The 23,109-nt window shown below is 71.5% G+C and carries 23 protein-coding genes and 1 pseudogene; 12 read left to right on the forward strand and 12 right to left on the reverse strand.

Going from position 1 to position 23,109, the window contains the following annotated elements; genetic code table 11:
- Positions 1-4 precede the first annotated feature (4 nt).
- Both moaB and ppk2 read left to right on the forward strand, forming a co-directional pair.
- Positions 5-523, forward strand: coding sequence for a molybdenum cofactor biosynthesis protein B (gene moaB / locus IDM46_RS09990; protein WP_182825199.1), 519 nt, complete (start codon positions 5-7; stop codon positions 521-523).
- Positions 524-563: 40 nt separating this feature from the next.
- On the forward strand, positions 564-1,340 hold the full coding sequence (gene ppk2, locus IDM46_RS09995; protein ID WP_185115599.1) for a polyphosphate kinase 2: 777 nt from the start codon (positions 564-566) through the stop codon (positions 1,338-1,340).
- A gap of 12 nt (positions 1,341-1,352) precedes the next feature.
- Here ppk2 and IDM46_RS10000 read toward each other — a convergent pair whose 3' ends face one another.
- Positions 1,353-1,991 carry a TlpA disulfide reductase family protein gene (locus IDM46_RS10000; protein WP_185115600.1) on the reverse strand — a complete coding sequence of 213 codons (639 nt, stop codon included), beginning with the start codon at positions 1,989-1,991 and terminating at the stop codon, positions 1,353-1,355.
- 3 nt (positions 1,992-1,994) lie between these two features.
- Complete coding sequence (locus IDM46_RS10005; protein WP_182825193.1) at positions 1,995-3,263, reverse strand: YihY family inner membrane protein; 1,269 nt, start codon at positions 3,261-3,263, stop codon at positions 1,995-1,997.
- Between the two features lie 86 nt (positions 3,264-3,349).
- On the opposite strand from IDM46_RS10005, the gene wrbA reads away from it, so the two are divergent.
- Genes wrbA through IDM46_RS10020 form a run of 3 tightly spaced genes read left to right on the forward strand, consistent with a single transcriptional unit; the run spans position 3,350 to position 4,840 of the window.
- Positions 3,350-3,940: an NAD(P)H:quinone oxidoreductase gene (gene wrbA / locus IDM46_RS10010; protein ID WP_182825190.1), complete on the forward strand. Its 591-nt coding sequence runs from the start codon at positions 3,350-3,352 to the stop codon at positions 3,938-3,940.
- Positions 3,940-4,296: a DUF2069 domain-containing protein gene (locus IDM46_RS10015; RefSeq protein ID WP_182825188.1), complete on the forward strand. Its 357-nt coding sequence runs from the start codon at positions 3,940-3,942 to the stop codon at positions 4,294-4,296. Before wrbA ends, IDM46_RS10015 begins: the two co-directional genes overlap by 1 nt.
- Before the next feature lie 58 nt (positions 4,297-4,354).
- A complete protein-coding gene (locus IDM46_RS10020; RefSeq protein WP_182825186.1) occupies positions 4,355-4,840 on the forward strand; it encodes an asparaginase domain-containing protein in 486 nt (161 codons plus the stop codon).
- Positions 4,841-4,879: 39 nt separating this feature from the next.
- On the opposite strand, the gene IDM46_RS10025 is transcribed toward IDM46_RS10020, so the two are convergent.
- From IDM46_RS10025 to sufT, 5 genes and pseudogenes are all read right to left on the reverse strand, one after another.
- Positions 4,880-6,217 (reverse strand): M20/M25/M40 family metallo-hydrolase, encoded by a 1,338-nt coding sequence (locus IDM46_RS10025; protein WP_185115601.1) that lies wholly within the window; start codon positions 6,215-6,217, stop codon positions 4,880-4,882.
- Between the two features lie 35 nt (positions 6,218-6,252).
- Positions 6,253-7,908, reverse strand: a complete 1,656-nt coding sequence (locus IDM46_RS10030; protein ID WP_185115602.1) for a PKD domain-containing protein — start codon at positions 7,906-7,908, stop codon at positions 6,253-6,255.
- Between the two features lie 119 nt (positions 7,909-8,027).
- Complete coding sequence (locus IDM46_RS13585; RefSeq protein WP_223878070.1) at positions 8,028-8,726, reverse strand: proprotein convertase P-domain-containing protein; 699 nt, start codon at positions 8,724-8,726, stop codon at positions 8,028-8,030.
- Between the two features lie 3 nt (positions 8,727-8,729).
- Positions 8,730-10,355 (reverse strand): annotated as a pseudogene (locus tag IDM46_RS10035) (S8 family serine peptidase); the annotation flags it as partial.
- A 258-nt stretch (positions 10,356-10,613) separates the two neighbouring features.
- Positions 10,614-11,165: a putative Fe-S cluster assembly protein SufT gene (sufT, locus tag IDM46_RS10040; protein ID WP_185115604.1), complete on the reverse strand. Its 552-nt coding sequence runs from the start codon at positions 11,163-11,165 to the stop codon at positions 10,614-10,616.
- Positions 11,166-11,261: 96 nt separating this feature from the next.
- Here sufT and IDM46_RS10045 point away from each other — a divergent pair, with 96 nt between their 5' ends.
- The gene (locus tag IDM46_RS10045; RefSeq protein ID WP_182825175.1) at positions 11,262-11,663 is read left to right on the forward strand and encodes a hypothetical protein; all 402 of its coding nucleotides are present in this window, start codon (positions 11,262-11,264) and stop codon (positions 11,661-11,663) included.
- Positions 11,664-11,703: 40 nt separating this feature from the next.
- Here IDM46_RS10045 and IDM46_RS10050 read toward each other — a convergent pair whose 3' ends face one another.
- Entirely contained in the window at positions 11,704-13,086 is a 1,383-nt protein-coding gene (locus IDM46_RS10050; protein ID WP_182825331.1) for an NAD(P)(+) transhydrogenase (Re/Si-specific) subunit beta, read from the reverse strand.
- Positions 13,087-13,109: 23 nt separating this feature from the next.
- Complete coding sequence (locus IDM46_RS10055) at positions 13,110-13,421, reverse strand: NAD(P) transhydrogenase subunit alpha (protein ID WP_182825173.1); 312 nt, start codon at positions 13,419-13,421, stop codon at positions 13,110-13,112.
- 168 nt (positions 13,422-13,589) lie between these two features.
- Between IDM46_RS10055 and IDM46_RS10060 the strand changes: the two genes are divergently transcribed.
- From IDM46_RS10060 to IDM46_RS10070, 3 genes are read left to right on the forward strand one after another with little or no spacing between them, the layout of a single operon-like run.
- Positions 13,590-14,174: an RNA polymerase sigma factor gene (locus tag IDM46_RS10060; protein WP_185116073.1), complete on the forward strand. Its 585-nt coding sequence runs from the start codon at positions 13,590-13,592 to the stop codon at positions 14,172-14,174.
- Positions 14,171-14,539 carry a hypothetical protein gene (locus IDM46_RS10065; protein ID WP_185115605.1) on the forward strand — a complete coding sequence of 123 codons (369 nt, stop codon included), beginning with the start codon at positions 14,171-14,173 and terminating at the stop codon, positions 14,537-14,539. Before IDM46_RS10060 ends, IDM46_RS10065 begins: the two co-directional genes overlap by 4 nt.
- A 6-nt stretch (positions 14,540-14,545) precedes the next feature.
- Positions 14,546-14,992, forward strand: a complete 447-nt coding sequence (locus IDM46_RS10070; protein WP_185115606.1) for a DUF3106 domain-containing protein — start codon at positions 14,546-14,548, stop codon at positions 14,990-14,992.
- Between the two features lie 42 nt (positions 14,993-15,034).
- Here IDM46_RS10070 and IDM46_RS10075 read toward each other — a convergent pair whose 3' ends face one another.
- The 3 genes from IDM46_RS10075 to IDM46_RS10085 all read right to left on the reverse strand — a co-directional run bounded on the left by IDM46_RS10075 (position 15,035) and on the right by IDM46_RS10085 (position 20,864).
- Positions 15,035-16,129: an NAD(P) transhydrogenase subunit alpha gene (locus IDM46_RS10075; RefSeq protein ID WP_185115607.1), complete on the reverse strand. Its 1,095-nt coding sequence runs from the start codon at positions 16,127-16,129 to the stop codon at positions 15,035-15,037.
- Positions 16,130-16,229: 100 nt separating this feature from the next.
- Positions 16,230-18,374 carry a DUF1631 family protein gene (locus IDM46_RS10080; protein WP_185115608.1) on the reverse strand — a complete coding sequence of 715 codons (2,145 nt, stop codon included), beginning with the start codon at positions 18,372-18,374 and terminating at the stop codon, positions 16,230-16,232.
- Positions 18,375-18,473: 99 nt separating this feature from the next.
- Positions 18,474-20,864: a DUF1631 family protein gene (locus IDM46_RS10085; protein WP_221441872.1), complete on the reverse strand. Its 2,391-nt coding sequence runs from the start codon at positions 20,862-20,864 to the stop codon at positions 18,474-18,476.
- A gap of 155 nt (positions 20,865-21,019) precedes the next feature.
- On the opposite strand from IDM46_RS10085, the gene IDM46_RS10090 reads away from it, so the two are divergent.
- Genes IDM46_RS10090 through IDM46_RS10100 form a run of 3 tightly spaced genes read left to right on the forward strand, consistent with a single transcriptional unit; the run spans position 21,020 to position 23,099 of the window.
- On the forward strand, positions 21,020-21,589 hold the full coding sequence (locus tag IDM46_RS10090) for a nitroreductase (RefSeq protein WP_185115610.1): 570 nt from the start codon (positions 21,020-21,022) through the stop codon (positions 21,587-21,589).
- On the forward strand, positions 21,586-22,542 hold the full coding sequence (locus tag IDM46_RS10095) for a 5'-3' exonuclease H3TH domain-containing protein (RefSeq protein WP_223877955.1): 957 nt from the start codon (positions 21,586-21,588) through the stop codon (positions 22,540-22,542). The genes IDM46_RS10090 and IDM46_RS10095 overlap by 4 nt, the downstream gene beginning before the upstream one ends.
- Positions 22,539-23,099, forward strand: coding sequence for an NUDIX hydrolase (locus IDM46_RS10100; protein WP_185115611.1), 561 nt, complete (start codon positions 22,539-22,541; stop codon positions 23,097-23,099). Before IDM46_RS10095 ends, IDM46_RS10100 begins: the two co-directional genes overlap by 4 nt.
- Positions 23,100-23,109: the final 10 nt, after the last annotated feature.

Below are 23,109 nucleotides of genomic sequence, written 5' to 3' on the forward strand. Positions count from 1 at the left end.
CCGCATGACCCAGTCCGATGCATCCATCCAGCTGCACCTGTGTGTCCTCACGGTGTCCGATTCGCGGACGGCGGCCGAGGACAGTTCCGGCGATTACCTCGTCGCCGCGCTCGAGAAGGCCGGGCACCGCCTGGCGGCGCGCGGCCTGCTGCCCGACGACCGCTACCGCCTGCGCGCGCTGGTCTCGCAGTGGATCGCCGACCCCGCGGTCGACGGCATCCTGGTCACCGGCGGCACCGGCTTCACCGGGCGCGACGCCACGCCGGAAGCGCTGCTGCCGCTGCTGGACAAGGAGATGGCGGGCTTCGGCGAGCTGTTCCGCGCGATCAGCGTCGAGGAGATCGGCACGTCCTCGTTGCAGTCGCGGGCCTTCGCGGGCCTGGCCAACGGTACCTTCCTGTTCTGCGTGCCGGGCTCGACCTCGGCCTGCCGCACCGCGTGGGAACGGATCATCCGCGCGCAACTGGATTCACGCACCCGCCCCTGCAACCTGGCCACCCTGAGGCCACGCCTGAAGGAATGACGCGGGGCGCAGGCCCACCACCACCGCACCGGAGCGGCACGTGAAAGAACTCAAGCGCAAGCAGTACGAGTCGCTGCTGGAACCGCTGCAGCACGAACTGGTGGCGATGGCCCGCTGGGCGCGCCACACCGGGCAGCGCATCGCCGTACTGATGGAAGGGCGCGACACCGCCGGCAAGGGCGGCGCGATCAAGGCCATCACCGAGCACCTCGACACCCGCCAGTACCGCGTGGCCGCCCTGCCCAGGCCGAGTGAGCGCGAACTGGGCGAGTGGTATTTCCAGCGCTACGTGCGCCATCTGCCCACGGCCGGCGAGATCGTGCTGTTCGACCGCAGCTGGTACAACCGCGCCGGCGTCGAACAGGTGATGGGCTTCGCCACGGACCACCAGGTCGCCGCCTTCCTGCGCCAGGCGCCCACATTCGAAAAGCTGCTTACCGACGACGGCATCCTGCTCTTCAAGTACTGGCTGTGCTGCGACCAGGAACAGCAGGAGGCGCGCTTCGCCGAACGCCTGGCCGATCCGTTGAAGTCCTGGAAGCTGTCGCCGATCGACGTCGAGGCGCGCACCCGCTATGCCGATTACACCCGTGCCCGCGAAACCATGCTCGAGGCCACGCATACGAAGAACGCGCCGTGGACGCTGGTCGACTTCGACGACCAGAAACGCGGCCGGCTGACGCTCATCCGCCACCTGCTCGACCGCCTGCCGGACGTGCACGTGCCGCGCACGGCGCCGGAGTTCCCGCCACTCGACGGCAAGCCGAAGAAGGAACGCTTCGGCAAGCTCAAGCCCATCCCGCCCTGGGACGGCTGAAGCCGCCGCGCGTCAGGCGGCCGGTGCGGCCGGTGCGGCCGGTGTGCCCGGCCCGCCAGCCGCGGTGATCGCCGCCTCGAGTTCCGCCGCGGTGACCGGGCCGAGGAATTTTTCCGCGACCCGGCCGTCCGGCGCGATCAGGTAGGTCAGCGGCAGCCCGCGCGGGGTGGCGAAGTCCTTCGGCGGGTCGTAGACGTCCAGGATCGCGACCGGATACACCACCGGATGCCTGTCGAGGAACACGCGCATGTCCTCGACCGCGATGTCCTCGTACGCCAGACCCACCACCTCGATGTGCTCGCGCATCGCGTCGAGTGCCGACAGCTCGGGCATTTCCTTGATGCACGGCGCGCACCACGTAGCCCAGAAGTTGACCACCACCCACCGGCCGCGGCGCTCGGCGAGGGTGTAGCGGCCACCGTCGAGCGTGGTCACTTCAAGCGTCGGGAACGCGGCATCGGCGGAGTCGCCGGCACCCGCCTCGTCGGTCGCCACTGCCGCGGGAGGCGCGGTTGCATCGCCCGGTGGCGCGGCGACCGGCGCCGTGTCGCCCGTGGTGGCCGGCGCATCGCCGCCGTCCGGCCGGCAGGCGGCAAGCGCCAGCAGCGCGGTCAATGCAAGGCAGGGGACGTACAGCGGGCGAAAACGCATGGGTCAGGTCCTGGCGGGGTCATGGAGGTCGCCGACGCGGCGGCGCAGCAGGTCGCGCAACGGCAGGCGCAACTCGTCCAGCGCCGCGATCGCATTCGCGCCGAGGGCGTCGTCGCGACAGGGCAGCACCGCCTCGGCGATCGGGATGCGCAGCTGGCCGGCTTCATAGAGTTCGGCGAGCGACAGGCCGTCGAGGTCGCGCGCCAGCAGCCACTCGCCGCTCTCGGCGCGGCGCACCACGTCGATGTCCTGCAGCTGGCCGAGGATCTCCTGCACCAGCGCGTCGGTCAGCATCGGCTCGCAGGCCAGGATGTCGTCGCTGTGCAGGCCGCGGCCTTCGCGGCGTGCCTCGGCGAAGCGGCCCAGCAGGCGCAGGATGCCGTACAGCTCGTAGCCCTGCGGCAGGCGCATGTGCGCCGGCTGGTAGCGGAACGCGGAGATCGAGGCGGCGAACGATGCGCCGAGCAGGATCGAGATCCAGCCAAAATACAGCCACAGCAGGAAGATCGGCACGAACGCCAGCGGCCCGTAGATGTTCTGGTAGGCGTTGAAGCTGCCGAGGTAGAGCCCGAGCAGGCGCCGGCCGATCTCCAGCAGCACCACCGCCAGCACGCCGCCGGCGAATGCATGCCGCCACTGCACGGTGCGGTGCGGCACCACGCGGTAGATGGTGGCGAAGGCGAACAGCTCGATCAGCACCGGCGCGACCCCCAGCATCAGGTGTTGCAGCCACTGCCCGGCGATGCTGCTGAACACGTCCAGCGCGAAGAACCTGGCCGATACCGACAGGCTGGCCGCGGCGACCAGCGTGCCGAGGGTCAGCACCGTCCAGTACACCAGGAACCGCCCGAACCGTGGCCGCGCGGTGTGCACGCGCCAGATGCGGTTGAACGCGCCTTCGATGCCGAACAGGGTCACCAGCACCGACACCACCAGCGCCACCACGCCGACCGCGGTCAGCTGCCCGGTGTTTTCCGAGAACGACCGCAGGTAGCCCTCGATGGCCTGCGCGGAGCTCGGCACGAAGTTGGAGAAGATGTACGTGCTCAGGCGCGCGCTCCACTCCTCGAAAACCGGGAACGCCGAGAGCACGCCGAACACCACCATCGACAGCGGCACCAGCGCGAAGGTGGTAGTGAACGACAGCGCGCCGGCGGCCTCGAACAGGCGGTCGTCGAGGAAGCGCCGCCACAGGAAGCGGCCGAACGAGGTCGCGCGCGCGCGGTCGCGCATGCGTTCCTTCCAGCGGTAAAGGGAATCCAGTGGCTCCATCGCGGCGAGGGTAACCGATCACGAACCACCGCCGCGGCACGGGGCCCGGCGCATGCGGCTATGCTTTGCCGCCCGGAGGAAGCCGCATGCCCGATATCCTGGTCCTGTACTACAGCCGCGGCGGTTCGGTCGCGGCGCTTGCGCGCCAGGTCGCGCGCGGCGTGGGCGAAGTGGACGGCATGGCCGCGCGGCTGCGCACGGTGCCGCCGGTGGCGGCGGTCACGCAGGCGGCCGCGCCACCGGTGCCCGAAGAGGGTGCTCCGTACGTTGAACGCGCCGACCTCGACGAATGCAGCGGCCTGCTGCTGGGCAGCCCCACGCGCTTCGGCAACATGGCCGCGCCGCTCAAGCATTTCCTCGACGGGCTGGGCAGCGAATGGGCCAGCGGCACGCTGGTCGGCAAGCCGGCGGGCGTGTTCACGTCGACCGCCACCCAGCACGGCGGCCAGGAGTCGACGCTGCTGACCATGATGCTGCCGCTGCTGCACCACGGCTGCGTGCTGGCCGGCATTCCATTCACCGAACCGGGCCTCTCGGCCACCCGCAGCGGCGGCACGCCCTACGGCGCCAGCCACGTCGCCGGCGGCGACAACGATCCGCAGCCGACCGACGAGGAAGCGCGGCTGGCACGCGCGCTCGGGCGGCGCATCGCCATGCTTGCCGCGAGGCTCGGCTGATGGCGGCACCCGGCTCGCGGTACGTGCTCGCGGCGTTGCTCGCGGCGCTCGCCGCGCTGTTCGCGGCCTGGTTCAGCGCCGACCCGCGCTACCTGCAGGCGCTGGCGGTGTTCGCACTGCCGCCGTTGCTGCTGATGGCCGGCGTGCTCGCCGGCAGCCGGGTCGCGGTGTTCTGGTCCGGCGTGCTTGGCCTCGGCTGGTTCTGCCACGGCGTGATGGTCGGCTGGGAGCGCGCGGCCGGGCGTGGCTACGCGCTGGGCGAGGTGGCACTGGCGCTGGCCATCATCGTGGCGGCGAGCTGGCCGGGCCTGCAGGCGCGCTTCGGCCGTCGCGGTGCGCGCGGCGCGACGGACTAGAATGCGCACCCGGCCGGCGACACGCCCGCCACCGCGCACGGCATTCGAGGAACACGCGATGGATGAACTCCTGGTCGTCACCACCGGCGGCACGATCGACAAGGTCTATTTCGACGACAAGTCGGACTTCCAGGTCGGCGAACCGCAGATCGGCCGGATCCTCGAGGAACTCGGCGTGGCGTTCCGCTTCCGCGTGATTCCGATCATCCGCAAGGATTCGCTGCACATCGACAACGCCGACCGCGAACTGGTGCGCGCGACCATCGCCGCGCAGCCGGCGCGCCACGTGCTGATCACCCACGGCACCGACACCATGGTGGAGACCGCGCAGGCGCTGGCGTCGCTCACCGACCGCACGATCGTGCTGACGGGCGCGCTGAATCCGGCGCGCTTCCGCGGCTCGGACGCCGAGTTCAACATCGGCACGGCGGTTGGCGCGGTGCAGTCGCTCGCGCCCGGGGTCTACATCGCGATGAACGGCCGCATCTGGGACCCGCTCAAGGTGCGCAAGAACGTCGCCGCGAACCGCTTCGAGGCGACCTGAGCGCCACGCCGGCGCAACCCGCGGGCGTGGCGCGCGGCGTCAGGGCGGGCTGATCCGCGAGCGCCCCGGGCCGTCGCCCGGCAGCGGATCCGGCAGCGCCGGGTGCGGGCGGTTGCGTGGCACCTGTCCGGGCGGCGCCGGCGGCGGCACGACAAGCCGGTTCTTGCTCGACTTGGCCAGCTCGCCCATGAACGCCAGGCCCAGGCGCGCGATGATCGTCGCGTGCTGCGCGTTCCCGCCCATGTTGGCCAGGGTGTCGCCCGGCGTGTGCAGGAGCGGGAAGAACGGGCCTTCGTCGTACATCGCCGCCGGAAACCCGTTCTGGGTCCACGAGGCATGGTCGGAGCAGGCGTAACCGCAGGACGAATCGCTGCGCGTATAGCCCTGCGGCGCCATGTACTCGTCGAACAGCGCGCGCAGGAACTGCACCAGCGCCAGGTTGGAATTGTCGGTCATCACCCGGATGTCGCTGCCGCCGCCGGGCGCGCGGTAGTTGGTCATGTCCATCTGCAGCACGCCGACCACGGTGCGGCCCTGGGCGGCAAAGGACTGCGCGATCGCGCGCGAGCCGCGCAGGCCGACTTCCTCGGCCGCGTACGCCATCAGCTTCACCGTGCGCCGTGGACGGTAGCCGTCCGCCATCGCCACGCGCAGCACCTCGGTCAGCGTGGCGATGCCCGAGGCGTCGTCATCGGCCCCGGGCGCGACCATGGCGTTGCCGCTACCGGTTCCGGAGATCGAATCGAGATGGCCGCCGAGCACCACGATCTCGTCGGCCAGGTCGCTGCCCTGGATGGTCAGGATCACCGACGGCTGGCCACCGCAGTTGGTGCAGGCGGTGAACAGCTCGGCGCTGACATCGCTGCGGCCGGCGGCCAGCGACAGCCAGTGGTCGCGGATCCACAGCGCGGACGCCTGCCCGTGGCTGCTGGCGAAATAGCGGTTTGGCCACGCCGTGGACAGGTGGCTGATGGTGGCGGCGAGGTTGGCCGCGGACACCTGCGGCAGCCAGCGTCCGACCACCGCCTGGTTGCTGATGGTGTAGGCCGGCAGCGCGGTGCCGCGCAGGCCCTGCATTGGCGCCCGGCTGGCGACGAAGGCCTCGGCCTCGGCGCGGGTCGCGAACGCGAAATAGCCGCCACAGCGGCGTTCGACCTCGTGCACGTGGCGGGCCAGGTCCTGGATCTGGTGCTCGCGCAGCTCGGCCAGCACCAGCGCGTTGCCCAGCACATCGCGGCGCGCGACGAGCCGGCCGCTGAAGTCGCCAAGCGCGGCCTCGAACGTGGCGCGCTCGGCGACCACGTGCACCGGCGCCATCGGGTCCACGGCAGTTGCGCCATGCCCGTGTGCCGCCGCGGCATCCGTCGCAAGGAGCATCGCCGCAGCCGCCATCCCGCTGGCAAGCGCGCGCCTCACAGCCGCGTCCCGGGGCGCACGTTCCGCGTCGCGCTGGACGTGGCGCCGCGGTCGTCGGTGACCGTCAGGGTGACCCGATGGAAGACCTTGGCCGCATAGGTGCGGGTCGGGTTGGCGGCGGTGGAGGTCGTGCCGTCGCCGAAGTCCCAGTGCCAGGCCACGATGCTGCCGTCCGCATCGCTGGAGCGATCCTCGAAGCGGATGGCCAGGCCGCCGTCACGCTGGAATGCGAACCACGCGGTCGGGTCCTGGTTGGGTGTGGCGCTGCCGTCCACGCCATCGAGGACGCCCGCGCCGCTGCCGGTCGGATCCAGCCAGTCGCCAAGCCGGGTCGCCGCGGTTCCCCCGCCGGTCCACGAGGTGAAGATCCGACCGTAGTAGTCGCTGTGGTTGGCGCCGGTGGTGCTGCAGCTGGCGAGGCCGCCGTGCAGTTGGCCAACGACGCGCTTTTCCGGGCTGTACAACGGCGATCCCGAGGAGCCGCCTTCGGTGGTGCCGATGCCACCCGGCTCCCAGAACACCTGGTAGTGGCTGCTGCCTGCGCCAAAGTAGCCGCTTACCGCCAGCGGCGCGACCGAATGGGTGATGCGCTTCTCGGCCACGCGCGGGTGGTGGATGCCTGCGGCGTTGGCATGCACCACGTCACGGCGGTCCCAGCCGGCCCAGTACAGGTTGAACGCCGGATTGGCCGCGGTATCGAGTTCCAGCAGGGTGAAGTCGGACGCGGAGTGGGTCGCACGCACCTGCGCGCCGGTCTGGTTCCAGGCGAGCGAGCCATCGCCGTTCTGGCCGCTGGCCGCGCTGCCGGGGATCCGGCAGGTGGAATTCTGGTAGTTCCAGTACACGACGATGCTGGCCGCGGCCGCCGGCGTGCCCATGCTGCAGTGGTGCGCGGTCAGGAACAGCATGCGCCGGTCGTTGGCGGTGTTGTTGAGCAGCGAGCCGGTGCAGTAGAACGTGCCGAAGCGCGAGTACGCGCCGACCGAGCGGATCTGCGGGCGATGGGCATCGCCCTGCGGGCAGGCCACGTCGATGTTGCAGGCACCGGACACGCCCATGGCGCTGACCTCGTGCGCCGCCTCGCGCGCGATGCGGCCGAAGCCGACGTAGTCATGGTTGACGCTCGCCAGTGCCAGCTTCAGCTCGCCGACCCGCGCGGCCGGCACCGAGACCTCGATCACCGCATGGTCGCCCGGCACGACCGGGGTCCACAGCTGGCCGTGCGGCTTGTTGTCGGCGGCGGTGAACACGCTCACCAGTTCCGCTGGATGCGCGTTGGGCAGGCCCGCGGGATAGACGCGCAGCTCGCCACCCTCCGGCATGCGGTAGGCCTTGAATCCGAAATTCAGCGACAACGCGCCGGGCGACTCGATGCGCAGGCGCCAGACCATCCGGTCCTTGCCCACCGCGTCCCAGTCACCCGCGCTGTCAGGCGTGATGTCGACCGCGTGCGCGAACGCGAACCGCGCCGGCGCGTCGCCACGGGCGGTGGCGCGGTCCTCGGCACGCAGCCTGGCCGCGTCGACGGCGGGCATGCGCAGCACCTCGACCGTGTGTTCGGCCGGCAGGCCCCTTGGTGCCGCCTTGTTCCCCGCCGCCATGGCGCTGCCTGCCACCAGCAGCGCGCACACCGCCAGGCAGACCCGATTCATTCTTCTCATTGCTGCTTCCCCGCAGTGGGTCTGGCCGACCGTTGACGGAATGCTGCCCCGGCACGGGGCCGGGGCAACAGACTGTAACCGGACAGGGGCCGGTCAGATCAAGCGATCGATCAGAACGTGACGCTCCAGCTGTTGATGTAGCCCGTGTCACCGGCCGAGTTGTCGTTCACGCGCAGCTTCCACGTGCCGTTGCGCGCCTCGCTGGACAGGTTCACGTTGTAGGTCGAGTTGATGTTGTCGGCACTCCCGCCGCTGCGGTTGTGCAGCACGTAGACGCTGCCGTCCGGCGCCACCAGGTCGACCTTCAGGTCGCCGCGGTAGGTGTGGACGATGTTGACCGCGACCGGCGTCGACGCCGGCGCGTTGCCGCTGCGGCCGGAGACCGTGATCGGACTCTCCACCGTGGCGTTGTTGTTGATCGCGTAGTCGGTGCCATTGGTATAGGTCTGCGTCGAACCGCCGCCGCCGCCCGCCGTGTAGCTGCCGGTGAGGGTGACGCCGGAGAACGCCGAGTAACCGCGCAGCATCACGTGGTAGGTCCCCGCCTGCGGGGTGGCGAAGCTGCAGCTCTCGGCGTTTCCGGCGCGGTACGGGCGGCAGTCGTACGCCGTCGTGGTCGGTGCGGAACCGAACCGCACGTACAGGTCGGCATCACCGGTGCCGCCGCTGCTGGCAATGGTGAGGTTGCTGGCGCCGGCCGGTACGCTGATCGTCCACGACTGCGTGCTCGACGCCGCGCCGGCGATGCCGCTCACGGGCACGCCGTTCTGCAGCACGCTGCCCCCACCGCCGCCGCTGCTGACCGTCACCGACTGGGTGCGGCTGCTGGTCGCGCCGCCGTTGTCGGTCACGGTCAGGGTCACGCTGTAGGTGCCCGCCGCCGCGTAGGTCTTGCTGGGATTGGTCGCGGTGGAGCTGCTGCCATCGCCGAAGTTCCAGCTGCGCGCGGCGATGCTGCCGTCGCTGTCCGACGAACTGTCGGTGAAACTGGCCACCAGGCCGCTGGTGCTGACACTGAAGTTCGCGGTCGGCGGCGTGTTGGCGGTGCCGCCACCGGCGGCGTCCACGGCGGCCTTGGCGTTGACGATGCCCGCGCCGATGGTCTGCGAGGGCGTGCTCGGGAATGCGCTGGCGGTGCTCTTGATGAGCGCCTCGATCTGCGCGGGCGTCTTGGCCGGGTTGGACACCGACTGGATCAGCGCGACCACGCCGGCCACGTGCGGCGCCGCCATGGAGGTGCCGCTGTAGCTGGCGTAGCTCTCGCTGCCGGGGCCCTGGGTGCCCGAATTGAGCGTGGACATGATGCTGGAGCCGGGGGCTGCGATGTCGACCAGCGCGCCGTAGTTGGAGAAGCTGGAGCGCGCGCCGGTGCTGGTGATCGAGCCCACCGCGATCACGTTGTTGCAGTTGGCCGGCGAGAACCCGGACGTGTTGGCATTGCTGTTGCCCGCGGCGATCACGAGGGTCGTGCCGCGGCCGACCGCGCCGTTGATCGCGGTCTGCATTGCGCTGCCGCAGGTGCCGGTGCCGCCGAGGCTGAGGTTGATCACCTCCGCCGGATTGGCGTTGGCGGGCACGCCGCTGACGGTGCCGCCGGACGCCCAGATCACCGCGTCGGCGATATCGGAGTCGTAGCCGCCGCCGCGTCCAAGCACGCGCACCGGGACCACCTTGGCACCGAACGCGGTGCCGGCGACGCCCTTGCCGTTGTTGGTCACCGCGGCCACCGTTCCGGCGACGTGCGTGCCGTGCCAACTCGAGGAATAGCCGCCGGAGTAGTCGCCGGGATCGCTGGCGTCGCCGTCGCGGCCGTTGCCGTCGCCGGCGACGGCGGTGTCGATGATGAAGTCGTAGCCCGGCAGCATGTTCGCGTTGAGGTCGCTGTGGTTTGTGATGCCGGTATCGAGCACCGCGACCACGGCACCGGTGCCGGTGGTGACATCCCAGGCCTGGGTGGCGCGGATGCCGGCCGGCGTGGTGCCGAAGCCCCACTGCTGGCTGAAATTGGTGTCGTTGGGGGTCAGGGCCGCCTTGTTGAGCTTGTCGACCTCGACGTACTCGACGTTCGGGTTCGCCGCGATCTGGCGCATCAGCACTTCGGCTTCGACGCGGTCCAGCTTGCGGCTGCTGCGCACGACTTCGGCACCGACCGCCATGCGGCGCTCATGGCGCAGCGCGAGCGGCGCGCCCGCGCGCAGGCGGCTTGCATCGGGCACCGCGACCGCCGCGGACTTGAGCGCGGCATCGCGGACCGCGGCCTGGGCGTGTTCGGCACTGCCGTCGCGATACTTGACGATGAAGCGATCGTGCAACTCGGAGGCCTGCAGGCCAGTCACGTTGATGCGGTCGGCGGCCGTGGCCGCGAGCGACGACAGCGCAATGGTGGTGGCAACGGCAAGCGCATGCAGGCGCACGCGGCGGTTCGAGTGATCGGTCATGTTGGATGGTCCCGGGAGATGTGGCGTTGCCGCTTGGCGGCTGTTGCCGGCAGGACGGCTGTCCGGGACCCCTCCCCGTTCACGATCCTGCCGGATGCGAAACGGACTGACCAGATTGTCCGCGAAGTGACGCTACGCGACAGCCTGGCGTTCACACAAGCGCAGGCACGCGCCGCGGCCACACCGGAAATGTGGACGACGTCTCAAAACGCGAATTTCGGGGCCGCGAGCGACCCGCCGCAGCCCGGCGGGCCCCGCTCAGAGCATCCCGGTTTCCAGGCGCGCGGCCTCGGACATCATGTTGCGGCCCCACGGCGGGTCGAACACCAGCTCGACGTCGGCCTCGGCCACGGTCGGGATCATCTCCAGCTTGCTGCGCACGTCGTCCACCAGGATGTCGCCCATGCCGCAGCCGGGTGCGGTCAGCGTCATCTTGACGGCGACCTCGCGCTGGCCATCGTCGCGATGGGTGACCACGGCTTCGTAGACGAGCCCGAGGTCGACGACGTTGATCGGGATCTCGGGGTCGAAACAGGTGCGCAACTGCTGCCATACCAGCCGCTCGACCGCGGCATCGTCGGCACCTTCCTCGAGTTCGAGCGGTTCCGGCGGTTCCTTGCCGATCGCGTCGCCATCGGGCCCGGCGATGCGGAACAGGTTGCCCTCGATGTAGACGGTATAGCTGCCGCCCAGCGCCTGGGTGATGTAGCCGATGCTGCCGGCCGGCAACGTCACCTCGTCGCCCTGGGGGACGAGCACGGCGGCACAGTCGCGCTCGAGGCGCACGGGTTCGCTGCTGCGGGAGTACATGTCGGGGATGTGTGGCCGAGGACGGCATGATGCAAGGCGCCCATTCTAGCGCCGCGAGGGCGCTATCCTGTGCCGCCCCGAGCGGTGCAGCGTTCCATGACCCCAATGCGATCCCGGCTGGCGCCCACGCTGGCGCTGGCTGGCGGCATCGGTTTTGCCTGTGCCTGGGTGCTGCTGGCGCAGGCCACCGGCCGGCAGTGCAGCTGGATGGCGGTGCTGGCCGCGCTCGACGCCGCCCTGCTGCTGCGCATGGCGCGCATGCAGCCCGGCATGGCACGTGCCGCCTGGGGCGTGCTGGCAACGGCGCTGGCGATCGTGCTGGCCAACTGGGGCATCGTCGCCGCCGAACTCGGCAAGGTCACCGGCCTCGCGCCATGGACGTCGCTCGGCCGCCTCGGATTCGAGCACGGCTGGCTGCTGGCGCGGCTGGCCAACGGCGCCGTCGACCTGGCGTGGCTGGGCGCGGGGGTCGTGGTGGCCGCGGTGACCTGCCGCTGAGTCCGCGCGCGGCGCGCCCGCCAGGTGGCGGAGGCGCGCTTCAGTGCCCGCCGTCGAGCGCCTTGAGCTCCGCGACCAGCGCGCTGGCCACTTCCGCGCCATCGCCATAGAGCATGCGCGTGTTGTCGGCGTAGAACAGCGCGTTCTCGATGCCGGCAAAGCCCGTGCCCTTGCCGCGCTTGATCACGATGGTGTTCTTCGAGTCGACCACGTCGAGCACCGGCATGCCGTAGATCGGGCTGGCCGGATCGGTCCGGGCCACCGGGTTGACCACGTCGTTGGCGCCGATCACCAGCGAGACGTCGGTGTTGGGGAACTCGGGATTGATGTCGTCCATGTCGACGATCAGGTCGTAGGGCACGCCGGCTTCGGCCAGCAGCACGTTCATGTGCCCCGGCATGCGCCCGGCGACGGGGTGGATGGCGAAGCGCACCTTCACCCCGCGCTCGATCAGCCGCTGGCTGAGCTCCCAGATCTTGTGCTGCGCCTGCGCCACGGCCATGCCGTAACCCGGCACGATCACCACGCGTTCGGCGTAGGCCATCATCGCCGCGACGTCCGCGGCCTCGATCGGCTTCTGCGCGCCGGTGATCTCCTGCGCCTCGCCCGTGGCACCAAAGCTCGAGAACAGGACGCTGGCGATCGAGCGGTTCATGGCCTTGGCCATCAGCCGCGTCAGCAGCAGGCCGGCGGCGCCGACCATCATGCCGGCGATGATCAGCGCCTCGTTGCCGAGCACATAGCCTTCGAAGGCCACCGCAAGGCCGGTCAGCGCGTTGTACAGCGAGATCACCACCGGCATGTCGGCGCCACCGATGGGCAGCGTCATCAGCACGCCCAGGGCCAGCGCGACGATGAAGAACGCGACGATCACCGGCACGTCGAGGGTGTGGATGGCCATCGCGCCCAGCACCACGGCAGCCAGGAACACGAGCGCGTTGAACACCTGCTGGCCCGGGAACGTGAAGCGCCGGTCCATGCGCCCGTCGAGCTTGGCCCAGGCGATGACCGAGCCCGACAGCGACACCGCGCCGATCAGCGCGCCCAGCGTGCCGAGTACCAGCGCGGTCATCGGCGGCGTGGCGTCAGGACCCGCTCCGGAGAAGCGCAGCAATTCGACGGCGCCGATGGCCGCGGCCGAACCGCCACCCATGCCGTTGAACAGGGCGACCATCTGCGGCATGTCGGTGATCGCCACCTTCTTGCCCCACACCCAGGTCGACGCGATGCCGATGACCGTGGCCAGCACGATCAGGCCGATGTTCTGCAGCCCCGGCATGAACAGCGTGGCGACGGTCGCGATCACCATGCCCAGCCCGGCCCAGCGGATGCCGCTGCGCGCGGTGCGCGGCGACGCCATGCGCTGCAGACCGAGCAGGAACAGGGTGGCGGCCACCAGGTAGCTGGCCTTGACCAGCAGCATCAGCACATCCGCGAGGTCCCAGGTCACGGCGCGGCGCCTGGCTTGGCGGCAGGCTTGGCGCTCGGCTTGAACATGTCCAGCATGCGCTCGGTGACGATGTAGCCGCCGGCCGCGTTGCCGGCGCCCAGCAGCACCGCGACGAACCCGATCGCCTTTTCCAGCGTGGTGTCGGCATGGCCCAGCACCAGCATGGCGCCGATCAGCACGATGCCGTGGATGAAGTTGCTGCCGGACATCAGCGGCGTGTGCAGGATCACCGGCACCCGCGAGATGATCACGTTGCCGGCGATCGCCGCCAGCATGAAGATGTACAAGGCCACGAAACCGTCGCTCATCCGCTTTTTCCCCAGGCTGCCCTGCGCCCGATCATAACCGCCGTGGCGGCGGGCGCGACGCCGCTGTCAACCGCGGGCGTCGCGACGCGTTGACCACCCCGGACCCGAACCGGGAGGCGTGGAATGGATGGCGGCATGCAGCAACACCGCGCGCCTGGCGTGCTGGCTATGCTGGACGGCATGGGCCATCCCGCCGACATGCCTGCCGCCGCCGCGCACGCCGCCGTTGCCGCGCCCGTGCCGCCGGCGGAGACGCTCGAGCAGTTCCTCGACGCCATCGCCCCGCGCGCGTTCCGCTTCGCCGAGGCCGGCCTGCGCCACCGCGACGACGCCATGGACGTGCTGCAGGACGCCATGGTGAAGATGCTCGGCTACCGCGAGCGTCCGGCGGCGGAATGGACGCCGCTGTTCTGGACCATCCTGCGCAGCCGGATCGTCGACGCGCAGCGTCGGCGCACGTTCCGGCTGGGCTGGCTGACCTCGGCGGACGAGCGCCAGGACGCCGGCGTGGAATGGGCCGACGACGGCCCCGGCCCGTCGCGCAGCCACGATGGCCGCGAGGCCTACGGGGTGTTCGCGGCGGCGTTGCGCGAACTCCCGCGGCGCCAGCGCGAGGCGTTCACCCTGCGCGTGCTGGAGGAGCTCGACGTCGCGACGACCGCGCGCGTCATGGGCTGCGGCGAGGGCTCGGTCAAGACACACCTGTCGCGCGCACGTGGCGCGCTGCAGAAGCGACTGGAGGATTTCCGATGACCACCCAAGACGATTTCGACCGCAAGGTGCGCACGCTGCATGCGCAGGCCGTGCGACAGGTGCCGACGCGCACCCTGGAACAGCTGCGCATCCGCCGTGCCCGCGGCCTGTCGCCGGCGCCCGCGCGCGGCGCGCGGATCGCAGGCTGGTCGCTGGCGGCGGCCTGCACGGCGGTGTTCGCGCTCGCCGTCGGCCTGCGCCAGCCGGGAAGCGAGCAGGCCGTGACCGGCGCCGCGACCCTTGCCACGACCGCTGGCGCCGACGCCGGCGGCGAACCGTATGAAGCCTTCGCCACCCTCGACGAAGACCCCGACCTGTTCCTGTGGCTGGCGTCCCAGGACGCCCTGCCGCTGGCGATGGAGTAAGACCACATGCACATCCGACGCCTTACCGCCCTGCTGCTGCCGCTCGTGCTGGCGCTCGCCCTGCCCGTGGCCGCGCAGGCACCGCCAAGGAGCGAACCGCTCCCGGCCTGGGACCAGCTCGACAGCGAACAGCGCGAAACCCTGCTGGCACCGTTGAGGCAGCGCTGGGACGACAAGCCGGAACGCCGCGCCAGGATGCTGGCCCACGCGCGGCGCTGGCAGCAGATGACCCCGGAGCAGCGCGAGCGCGCGCGCCACGGCGCCGATCGCTGGCACGGCATGAGCCCGGCGGAACAGGCCGAAACGCGGGCGCTGTACGGCAAGCTGCGCACGTTGCCCGAGGCCGAGCGTCGCGCCCTGCGCGAGCGCTGGAAGGCAATGACGGCGGAGCAGCGCCGCGCCTGGGTCGCCGAGAACCCGCCGGCCGAGCGGTCGCCCGCCCCCCGGCGCTGAGCGTCGCGGGCCAGCGCGCGTGCGCTCCGGCGCGCGCCGCGCTCAGGCATCGCGCGGCGGCCAGGCAGTCTTTGCCAGCAGCTCGTCGCTCCAGTCGAACACCAGCGCGCCGTCGCGCAGCAGCAGCGAGGCGAAATTGAAGACGTTGCGCGCGAACATCTCGCTGGCGTGCACTGCGCCGCTGCTGGCCAGGTCCAGCGGGCCCGCGACGGTCACGCCATCGACGTCGACCGTCCGGCCCGGCTGGGTCGCCTCGCAGTTGCCACCCGTCTCGGCCGCCAGGTCGACGATCACGCTGCCGGCGCGCATGCCGGCCACCATCACCGCGCTGATGATCCGCGGTGCCGGTCGCCCGGGCACCGCCGCGGTGCAGACCACCACGTCGATGGTCTTCAGGTGTTCGCCGAGCCTGCGCTGCTGTTCAGCGCGCTCGTCTTCGGTGAGCTGGCGCGCGTAGCCGCCCTCGCCCGCCGCGCTCACGCCAAGATCGAGGAAGCGGCCGCCGAGCGATTCGATCTGCTCGCGGGTTTCCGGGCGTACGTCGAAACACTCGACCTGCGCGCCCAGGCGCCGTGCGGTGGCGACTGCCTGCAGGCCGGCCACGCCGGCACCGACCACCAGCACCTTCGAGGGGCGGATGGTGCCGGCGGCGGTGGTCAGCATCGGGAAGAAGCGTGGCGCCAGCTGCGCGCCCAGCAGCACGGCCTTGTAGCCGGCCATGCCGGCCTGCGAGCTGAGCACGTCCATCGCCTGGGCGCGGGTGGTGCGCGGCAGGCGCTCGAGTGGAAATGCCAGCAGGCCGGCGGCGCGGATCGCCTCGGCGCGCGCCGGTTCGGCCTCGGGTTGCAGCTGGCCGATGATCGCGGCTCCCCGCTTCAGCGTCGCCAGCACCGCGGGTGGCGGCGCCTGCACGCACAACACCAGGTCGGCATCGGCCAGCGCCGCGGCGCCGTCGTCGACCAGGGTCGCGCCCGCGTCGGCGTACGCGGCATCGCTGAAATGCGCGCGCGTGCCCAGCCCGCGTTCGACGAGCACGCCCGCGCCGGCGGCGACCAGCTTCCTGCAGGTCTCTGGAGTAAGCGCCACGCGCCGTTCAGCAGGCGCGGACTCGCGTGCAATGCCGATCTTGACTGCCATGCCTGCTCCCCCGGATGCGCAGCGGCCATCCTAGCGAATGCACCGCTGCCGTGCGACGCGCGGCGGACGCGCGTGGAGTCGCGCAGGAGGCCTGGCGCGCTTACGCCCCGAGGATGCCGCGGAGGGCGGCTTCGACCGGATCGGGGCCGGCGCGTGCAACGAGTTCGCCGCTGGCAAGCGCCGCCGCCATGCTCGATGGCGAAAGCACGGCGTGGCGCGCGCCCTGGCGGGTGACCAGCAGGCAGCGGCCGGTGAGCGGGCTGCGCCACGCCAGGCGCAGGTGACGCGTCGCGCCGTGCTGGTCGCGCGCGACCAGCACGGCGCCGACCTCCGGAGCCGCGCCGGTCAGGGATCCAGGTGCGGACCCGGGCGCCGCGTCATCCGCCTGTCCGGCATCGGCGTCGCTGTCGGCGACCAGCGGGGCGGCTTCGGGCCTGGCGCGTGGTGCATCCGGAAGCGCGAGCCCCGCGGCAAGCGACACCAGCAGCATGTCGATGGCCCCGCCGTCCTCGCCCAGGGTGCCCAGGCAGGCGCGCAGCGGCGCTTCCAGGGCGAGCAGGCCGTCAGCCACGGCGGCACCGCGCGCACGCGCGGCATCGGCGTCGAGCCGGAGCATGCCATCGGCCAGTTCCAGCAGTTCCTGGTGGCGGGCCGACCCGGTGCCTTCGCGCAGCCGCACCTGGACCAGCGCGCCACGCCACGGCCCGGCGAGGAACGCCCCGACCACCGGCAGCACGGCACGATCACCGATGCGTGCCACCAGCGTCGCGTCGGCGAAGCGGCGCGCGGCCTCGAGGCGTTCGCTGCCGTCGAGCGCCTGCCATGCGCGCCGCTCGCTGATGGCGGCGCGGCGCAGCATCGGCGCGCTGCCGGCATCGAGCTCGCCCAGCGCGCGCTCAATGACGGCGGCTTCGCCCTGGTAGCCGTTGGCGATCGCGTCCGCCGCGGCATCCGCCAGCGCATGCAACACCGCGTCGTCGCCGCTGCCCGGGTTGCCATCCCACAGCGTCACAATGGTGGCCAGCGCGCACACTGCCGGATGCGCCTCGGTGTCGAACAGCTGCGGATCGTCCAGCACCAGCCGTATCCACGGCCAGGCCAGGCGCGTGAGGCGCGCCTCGGCGCCGGGAGCGAGGCACGCCGATGCGCGCAGCGCGTCGAACAGCAGCGCGGTGATGTCGAGCGCGTCGTCCTGCGCCGCCGACGGCAGCGCCGCGTCCACGCCCATGCCCAGGCCGGAGGCACCGGCCAGCATGGCGCGGCGCAGCTGCAGCGCGAACGGCGCCGGATCGGCGGGTGGCCAGCGCGTCGGCGTCTCGCTGCCCTGCAACAGGGACAGCACCGCCAGGAACTCGCGGTCGCCGAACGCGCGGCGGGTGTCGTCGGCCGCCCGCGCCGGTCGTCGCGCGCGCACCAGCGCGCGCAACAGGGTTCCGCGCATCGCAATGGCGTCGCCGCCACGGCTGGCCGGCGTGGCGGTGCCGTCATCGGGTCCGCGTGGCGCCAGGCCATCGCGCCCGCGCCATGACGCCCCTTCGGCGGTACCCACCGGCTGCGAGACCATGGCCGCGTGCACGCTGCCGCCGAGCATGGCGAAGCCGCCAGCGGCCAGCGCGCCGTTGAGCCAGGCGTAGGCCGGCCCGAGGTGGGTGCCGCACAGCCGCTCGTAATGGCGCAGCAGCGACTGGCGCAGCAGCGGCTCGCAGTCGATCGGCGGAAATGCCAAGAGGAACGCATCGACCACCACCGGCGGCGCGAACGGATTGGCCGGCAGGCCATCGCCGCCCATGCGCGCGGCCAGCGACACCAGCCGGCTTTCGACGACCGACAGCGCATCGGCGAACCGGCGTTGCAGCGCCTCGATCGCCGGCTGGCCGATCAGCTGGGTACTCAGTTCACCTTCGGACAACAACGCATAGGCCGCGGGATCGCCATCGGCGGTCGGCGCGCGCGCAGGCCATCCGGCGAATGCCGCGTCGATCCGCGCCTGCCAGCGCCGCTCATGGCGCAGCGCATCGCGCCGCAGCATGGCCACGTTGGCCAGCGCATCGCCGACCGCCACGTCGGGCGCCTCGGCGTACATCTGCTGGAGGTCCTTTTCCGCCGCGAGTTGCGCCTCGGCCAGCAACGGCTGCAGGCGCGCGCGAAACTCCTGGCGGAGCGCGTCGAGCTGTTGCGCCGGCGGGGCCGCTGCGCGCTGCGCTCCGGCAACCGCTTCGCCGCCGGATCCTTGGGGCGTTCGCATACGTGGTGGTCACGGGTCGGCGTGGAGACGTACACGATAGCCGATACAACGTGACCTGCGACACGCTTCAACACCGGAAACGTACGCCGACCTCCGGACTCAGCCGCCGGCTTGAGCCACCTGCCGCGGGTTGAGGTGTTGCCAGACCTGCTTCATCGCCTGGTCGAAGGGCGCGTCCACCGAACGGATCACGGCGCGCCCGCGCGCGACCAGCACGGTGAGTTCTTCCGGCGACACCACCATCCTGCGCACGCCGCGGCGGTTGACCACCAGGAAACGGCCGGTCAGCGGGCTGATCCAGGCGATGCGCGCGGCGGTCTCGTGGCCGTCCTCTTCGATCAGCCGCAGCCCCTGGCCCACGCGCAGGCGACGCATGCGCGCGGCGATGTCGGGGTCGAAGGCCAGCGTGTCGGTGCCGCCCGCAAGGTGCAGCGCGGACAGCGGCGACGCGTCGTCGGCCGCTTCGACCTCGTCGACCGCCTGCTCCGGGTGGTGCACCTTGCGCGGCGCATCCGGCAGTCCCAGCGCGGCGATGATCCGCGCCATGGCATCGCGCGCGGCGGTCGCATCCATGCCGCAGCTGCCATAGCACTCGCCCAGCGGGACCTGCAGGGCGAGCAGTTGCTCGGCGACCACGCGTCCGCGCGCCTGGGCGGCGTCGGCATCGACCTGGACCATCGCGTCACCGACCGCGATGGCCTGGTGGTGGCGATCGGTGCCGTGGCCTTCGCGCAGCCAGGCCTGGGTGAGATGGTGGCGCCAGTGGCGGTCGAGGAAATGCGCGACGGGCGTGGTCAGCCTGCGCCCGGCCAACCGTGACGCGACCATGTCTGCGGCATGGGCGCGCGCCTGCTGCAGCCGCTCGCGCCCGTGGATGGCTTCGCCGGCGCGCTTCTCCGCCAGGTCGGTGCGGCGGCGCTGCTGCTCCAGCTGGTCACGCAGCTCGCTGGCGGCCAGCTCGAAGATCGCCTGGTCGTCGTCGTATTCCTCCACCACGCGGTCGACGGCGCGCTCGGCGCGGTCCAGCGTCTCGCGGTCGTGGGGCGTCTCGCCGGCGTTGCCGTCGCAGGCTTCGGTGAGCACGTCTAGCAGGCGCCGCGCCGGATGGCTGCGGCGGTTGAACATGGAATCGTCGGTCAGCGCGACCTTCAGGTAGGGCACCACCAGCCGGCCGTAGAAGTCGCGCGCGCGCTGGGCCAGTTCGGTGGAGTCGCTCAACGAACTGAACAGCATGCCGACGAGGTCGATGGCGTCTTCTTCGTCGACGCTGAAATGGGTGGCGTCGGGATCGAAACCGAGCTGGCGCACGCCACCGAGGATCGCCTCGCGGATCACCCGCGACAATTCGCGCGAATCGCTGGCGGCCAGTGCCTCGGTGTACAGGCTGGCATCGTCGCCCTGCAGGATCTGCGCCACGCTGAGCAGGTCCTCGGTGCGCAGTACCTGCACGCCGGCGGCCATCGCCGCGGCGCCTTCGGCGAGACCGCCGGCAGCGGGGCTCCAGGCGTCGGAATCGTTTCCGGCAGCGCGCCAGTGGCGGAGCTGCTCGCGGACCACGTCGCGATAACGCGGCGCACGCCCTTCGGCCATCGCCGCATGCATGCCTCCGCCGGCGGCGATCGCGGCACCGATGCCGCCGCCCGCGTATCCCCCACCGCCGTGAGCCCCACCATCCGCCGCGCCGCCGGCAAAGCCCTGCTGCGGGGCGGCCATTCCGCCGGCCGGCCCGCCTGCCTGCGCGCTGCCCATGTGCTCGACCATGCCGCCGTCGGGCACCCATTGGCCGCCGCCGTCCATCCCACTTGCGGCGGGCGCAGCGGGTGCGCTTCCGCCCGAATGCACGGTGTCCCGCCCGCGACCGCGCGCCGGCGCATCGGATGCCAGCGCATAGCCGAAGCCGGCCGCCTCGAGCATCGAGTTCAGTTTTTCGTACAGTTCGCCCAGCACTTCCGGCAGGCGCTTGTCGAACTGGTTGAACACCAGCGGCCGCAGCCCGCGGGTGAGGTCCTCCGCGCCGAACAGGTTCACGAACGCCGCCACGGTGGCCTCGGGGCGCACCGGGTTCGCGCGCTTGCCCTCCACGCCGAGCGCAGTCGCCAGCGCCTGCAGGCGCTCGTCCATCAGTTCCAGCGGGTGCAGGAACTGGTGGTCGAGGAGTTCGGTGGTGTGCTGGCCGGCGAGGTGGATCTCCAGCTCGCCTTCCGACATCAGGCTCAGCGACTTGTCGCCGCCGCGCTCGACCGGCGGCTTGCGCCATGCATCGAACTCGCGCTCGAGCGAGTCGCGATAGCGCGTGGCGAGCTCCAGGGCACGATGGCCGAGCGCCATCACCGCCATGCGGTCGTCCTGCGCGCCGCTGTAGTCGTGGCCGGCCAGCGCCTCCAGGCGCACCTGCTCCTCGATCGTGCCCCAGAACCCGGACAGCACGCCACCGAGCGTGGTCACCGCCTCGCGCTTGATCGCCTCGAACACGCGCGCCGGCTCGCGCAAGGCGCCAGCGCGGCTGCGTGGAGGGGAAAACTGACGGGGTTCTTCTGCGATCATGGGGGCACTGCCGGTGTTCGGGGGACACCCGTGCATACCATCCCTGAATGGAGCACCCGAGGTCTGTGACTGCAATCCCAGTTAGTCCACGCATCCCCGCGATGCTCGAGGCAATCGACGCACGCCGCTCGGTTTCGTCCAGGCACCTGGCCGAACCGGCGCCCGACGACGCCACCCTGCTGCGCATGCTGCGTTCGGCCGTGCGCGTTCCCGACCACGGCAAGCGCGTGCCGTTCCGCTTCATTCGCATAGCCGGCGATGCGCGCATCGCGCTTGGCGACGCGGTCGCGGCGCGCGGCCTCGCATTGCGTCCGGATGCCGGCGATGGCGCGGTCGAAAAGGACCGCCTGCGCTTCACCCGTGCACCGCTGGTGGTGGCCGTGGTCGCCGTGTTCGACGATGCCGACCCCGCGATCCCGGCACAGGAACGCCTGCTGACCGCGGGCAGCGTGTGCTTCGCGCTGCTGCAGGCCGCGCAGGCATTCGGCTTCGGCGCCTGCTGGCTGACCGGGTGGCCGGCCTACGACGCCGACGTGCTGCGCTTGCTCGGCCTGGGCGTGCAGGAGCGCATCGCCGGCTTCATCCACATCGGCACGCCGATCCAGGAGCCCAACGAGCGGGATCGCCCGGACCCCGCCGCACTGCTCGGCGACTGGTCGCCGCCGGCGTGAGCGCGCCGCTGCCGGCGCCACTGCCCACGCTGCACCTGGTGGACGCCAGCCTGTATGTGTTCCGTGCCTGGCATTCGATGCCGGCTGACGGCTTCCATGACGCCGACGGCTGGCCGACCAACGCCGTGCACGGCTTCGCCCGCTTCCTGCTCGACCTGCTCGAGCGCGAGCGCCCGCGGCACATCGCCATCGCCTTCGACGAAGCCCTCGACAGCTGCTTCCGCAACGCGCTGTACCCGGCCTACAAGGCCAACCGCGACCCTGCCCCGGCGGAGCTGAAGCGACAGTTCGCCTACTGCAAGTCGCTGTGCGTGGCGCTCGGCCTGCCGGTGCTCGCGCACCGCGAGTACGAGGCGGACGACCTGATCGGCAGCGCGCTGGTGCAGGTGCGCGCGCTGGGCTTCCGCGGCGTGATCGTGTCCGCCGACAAGGACCTCTCGCAGCTGCTCGCGACGCACGACGAGCAGTGGGACTTCGCGCGCGGCGTGCGCTGGGGCGCGGCCGGGGTGAAGGCGCGCCAGGGCGTGCATGCCCACCAGGTGGCCGATTTCCTGGCGCTGAGCGGCGACGCGGTCGACAACATCCCCGGGGTCCCCGGCATTGGCAGCAAGACCGCGGCGGTGCTGCTGGCGCACTTCGGCAGTCTCGATGCGCTGCTGGAACGCATCGACGAGGTCGCGTTCCTGCGCTTCCGCGGCGCCGCGCAGGCTGCCGTCCGGCTGCGCGAGCATCGCGAACAGGCGCTGCTGTGCCGCCAGCTGTCGACGGTCGTGCTGGACGCGCCGATCGACGACGCCACCGCGCCGTTCGTGCGCGGCAACGGCGACGCCGGCACCCTCGTGGCGCTGGGCGACGCCGTGGGCTTCGGGCCGATGACACGCCGCCGGCTGCATGCCGCGGCCGGGCTGGCCGACGCGCAGGACGCGCCGCAGCACGTAGGATCGGTGCCATGACCGACACCCGAAGCGATGAACACCCTGAAATCCTCTACCAGGGCGACTGGCTGCGCATGGTCAGGCGTGGCCACTGGGAATCCTGCGAGCGCACCCACGGCAAGGACGGCCTGGCGGTGCTGGTGATCGCGGTGACGCCCGACGACGACGTGCTGTTCGTGGAGCAGTACCGGGTGCCGTTGGGCGCGCGCACCATCGAGATGCCGGCCGGCCTGGTCGGCGACGATCTCGAGGGCGACACCCTCGAGTCGGCCGCGCGCCGCGAACTCATCGAGGAGACCGGCTGGGAGGCCGGCCGCATCGACGTGCTGCTGGTCGGGCCGACCTCGTCGGGCATGAGCAACGAGCGCATCGCCTTCGCCCGCGCCCGCGACCTGCGCAAGGTCGGCGAAGGCGGCGGCGTGGCCGACGAGGACATCACCGTGCACGCGATCCCGCGCGAGACCGCGCCGGCCTGGCTGATGCGGAAGTACGCCGAGGGCTACGAGCTCGACCTCAAGCTCTGGGCCGGGCTGTGGATGATCGACCACGAGCCGGACGGATCGCCGGCCCGCTGACCGCCGCGCG

The organism is Luteimonas sp. MC1825, from assembly GCF_014764385.1.
Classification (GTDB): Bacteria; Pseudomonadota; Gammaproteobacteria; order Xanthomonadales; family Xanthomonadaceae; genus Luteimonas.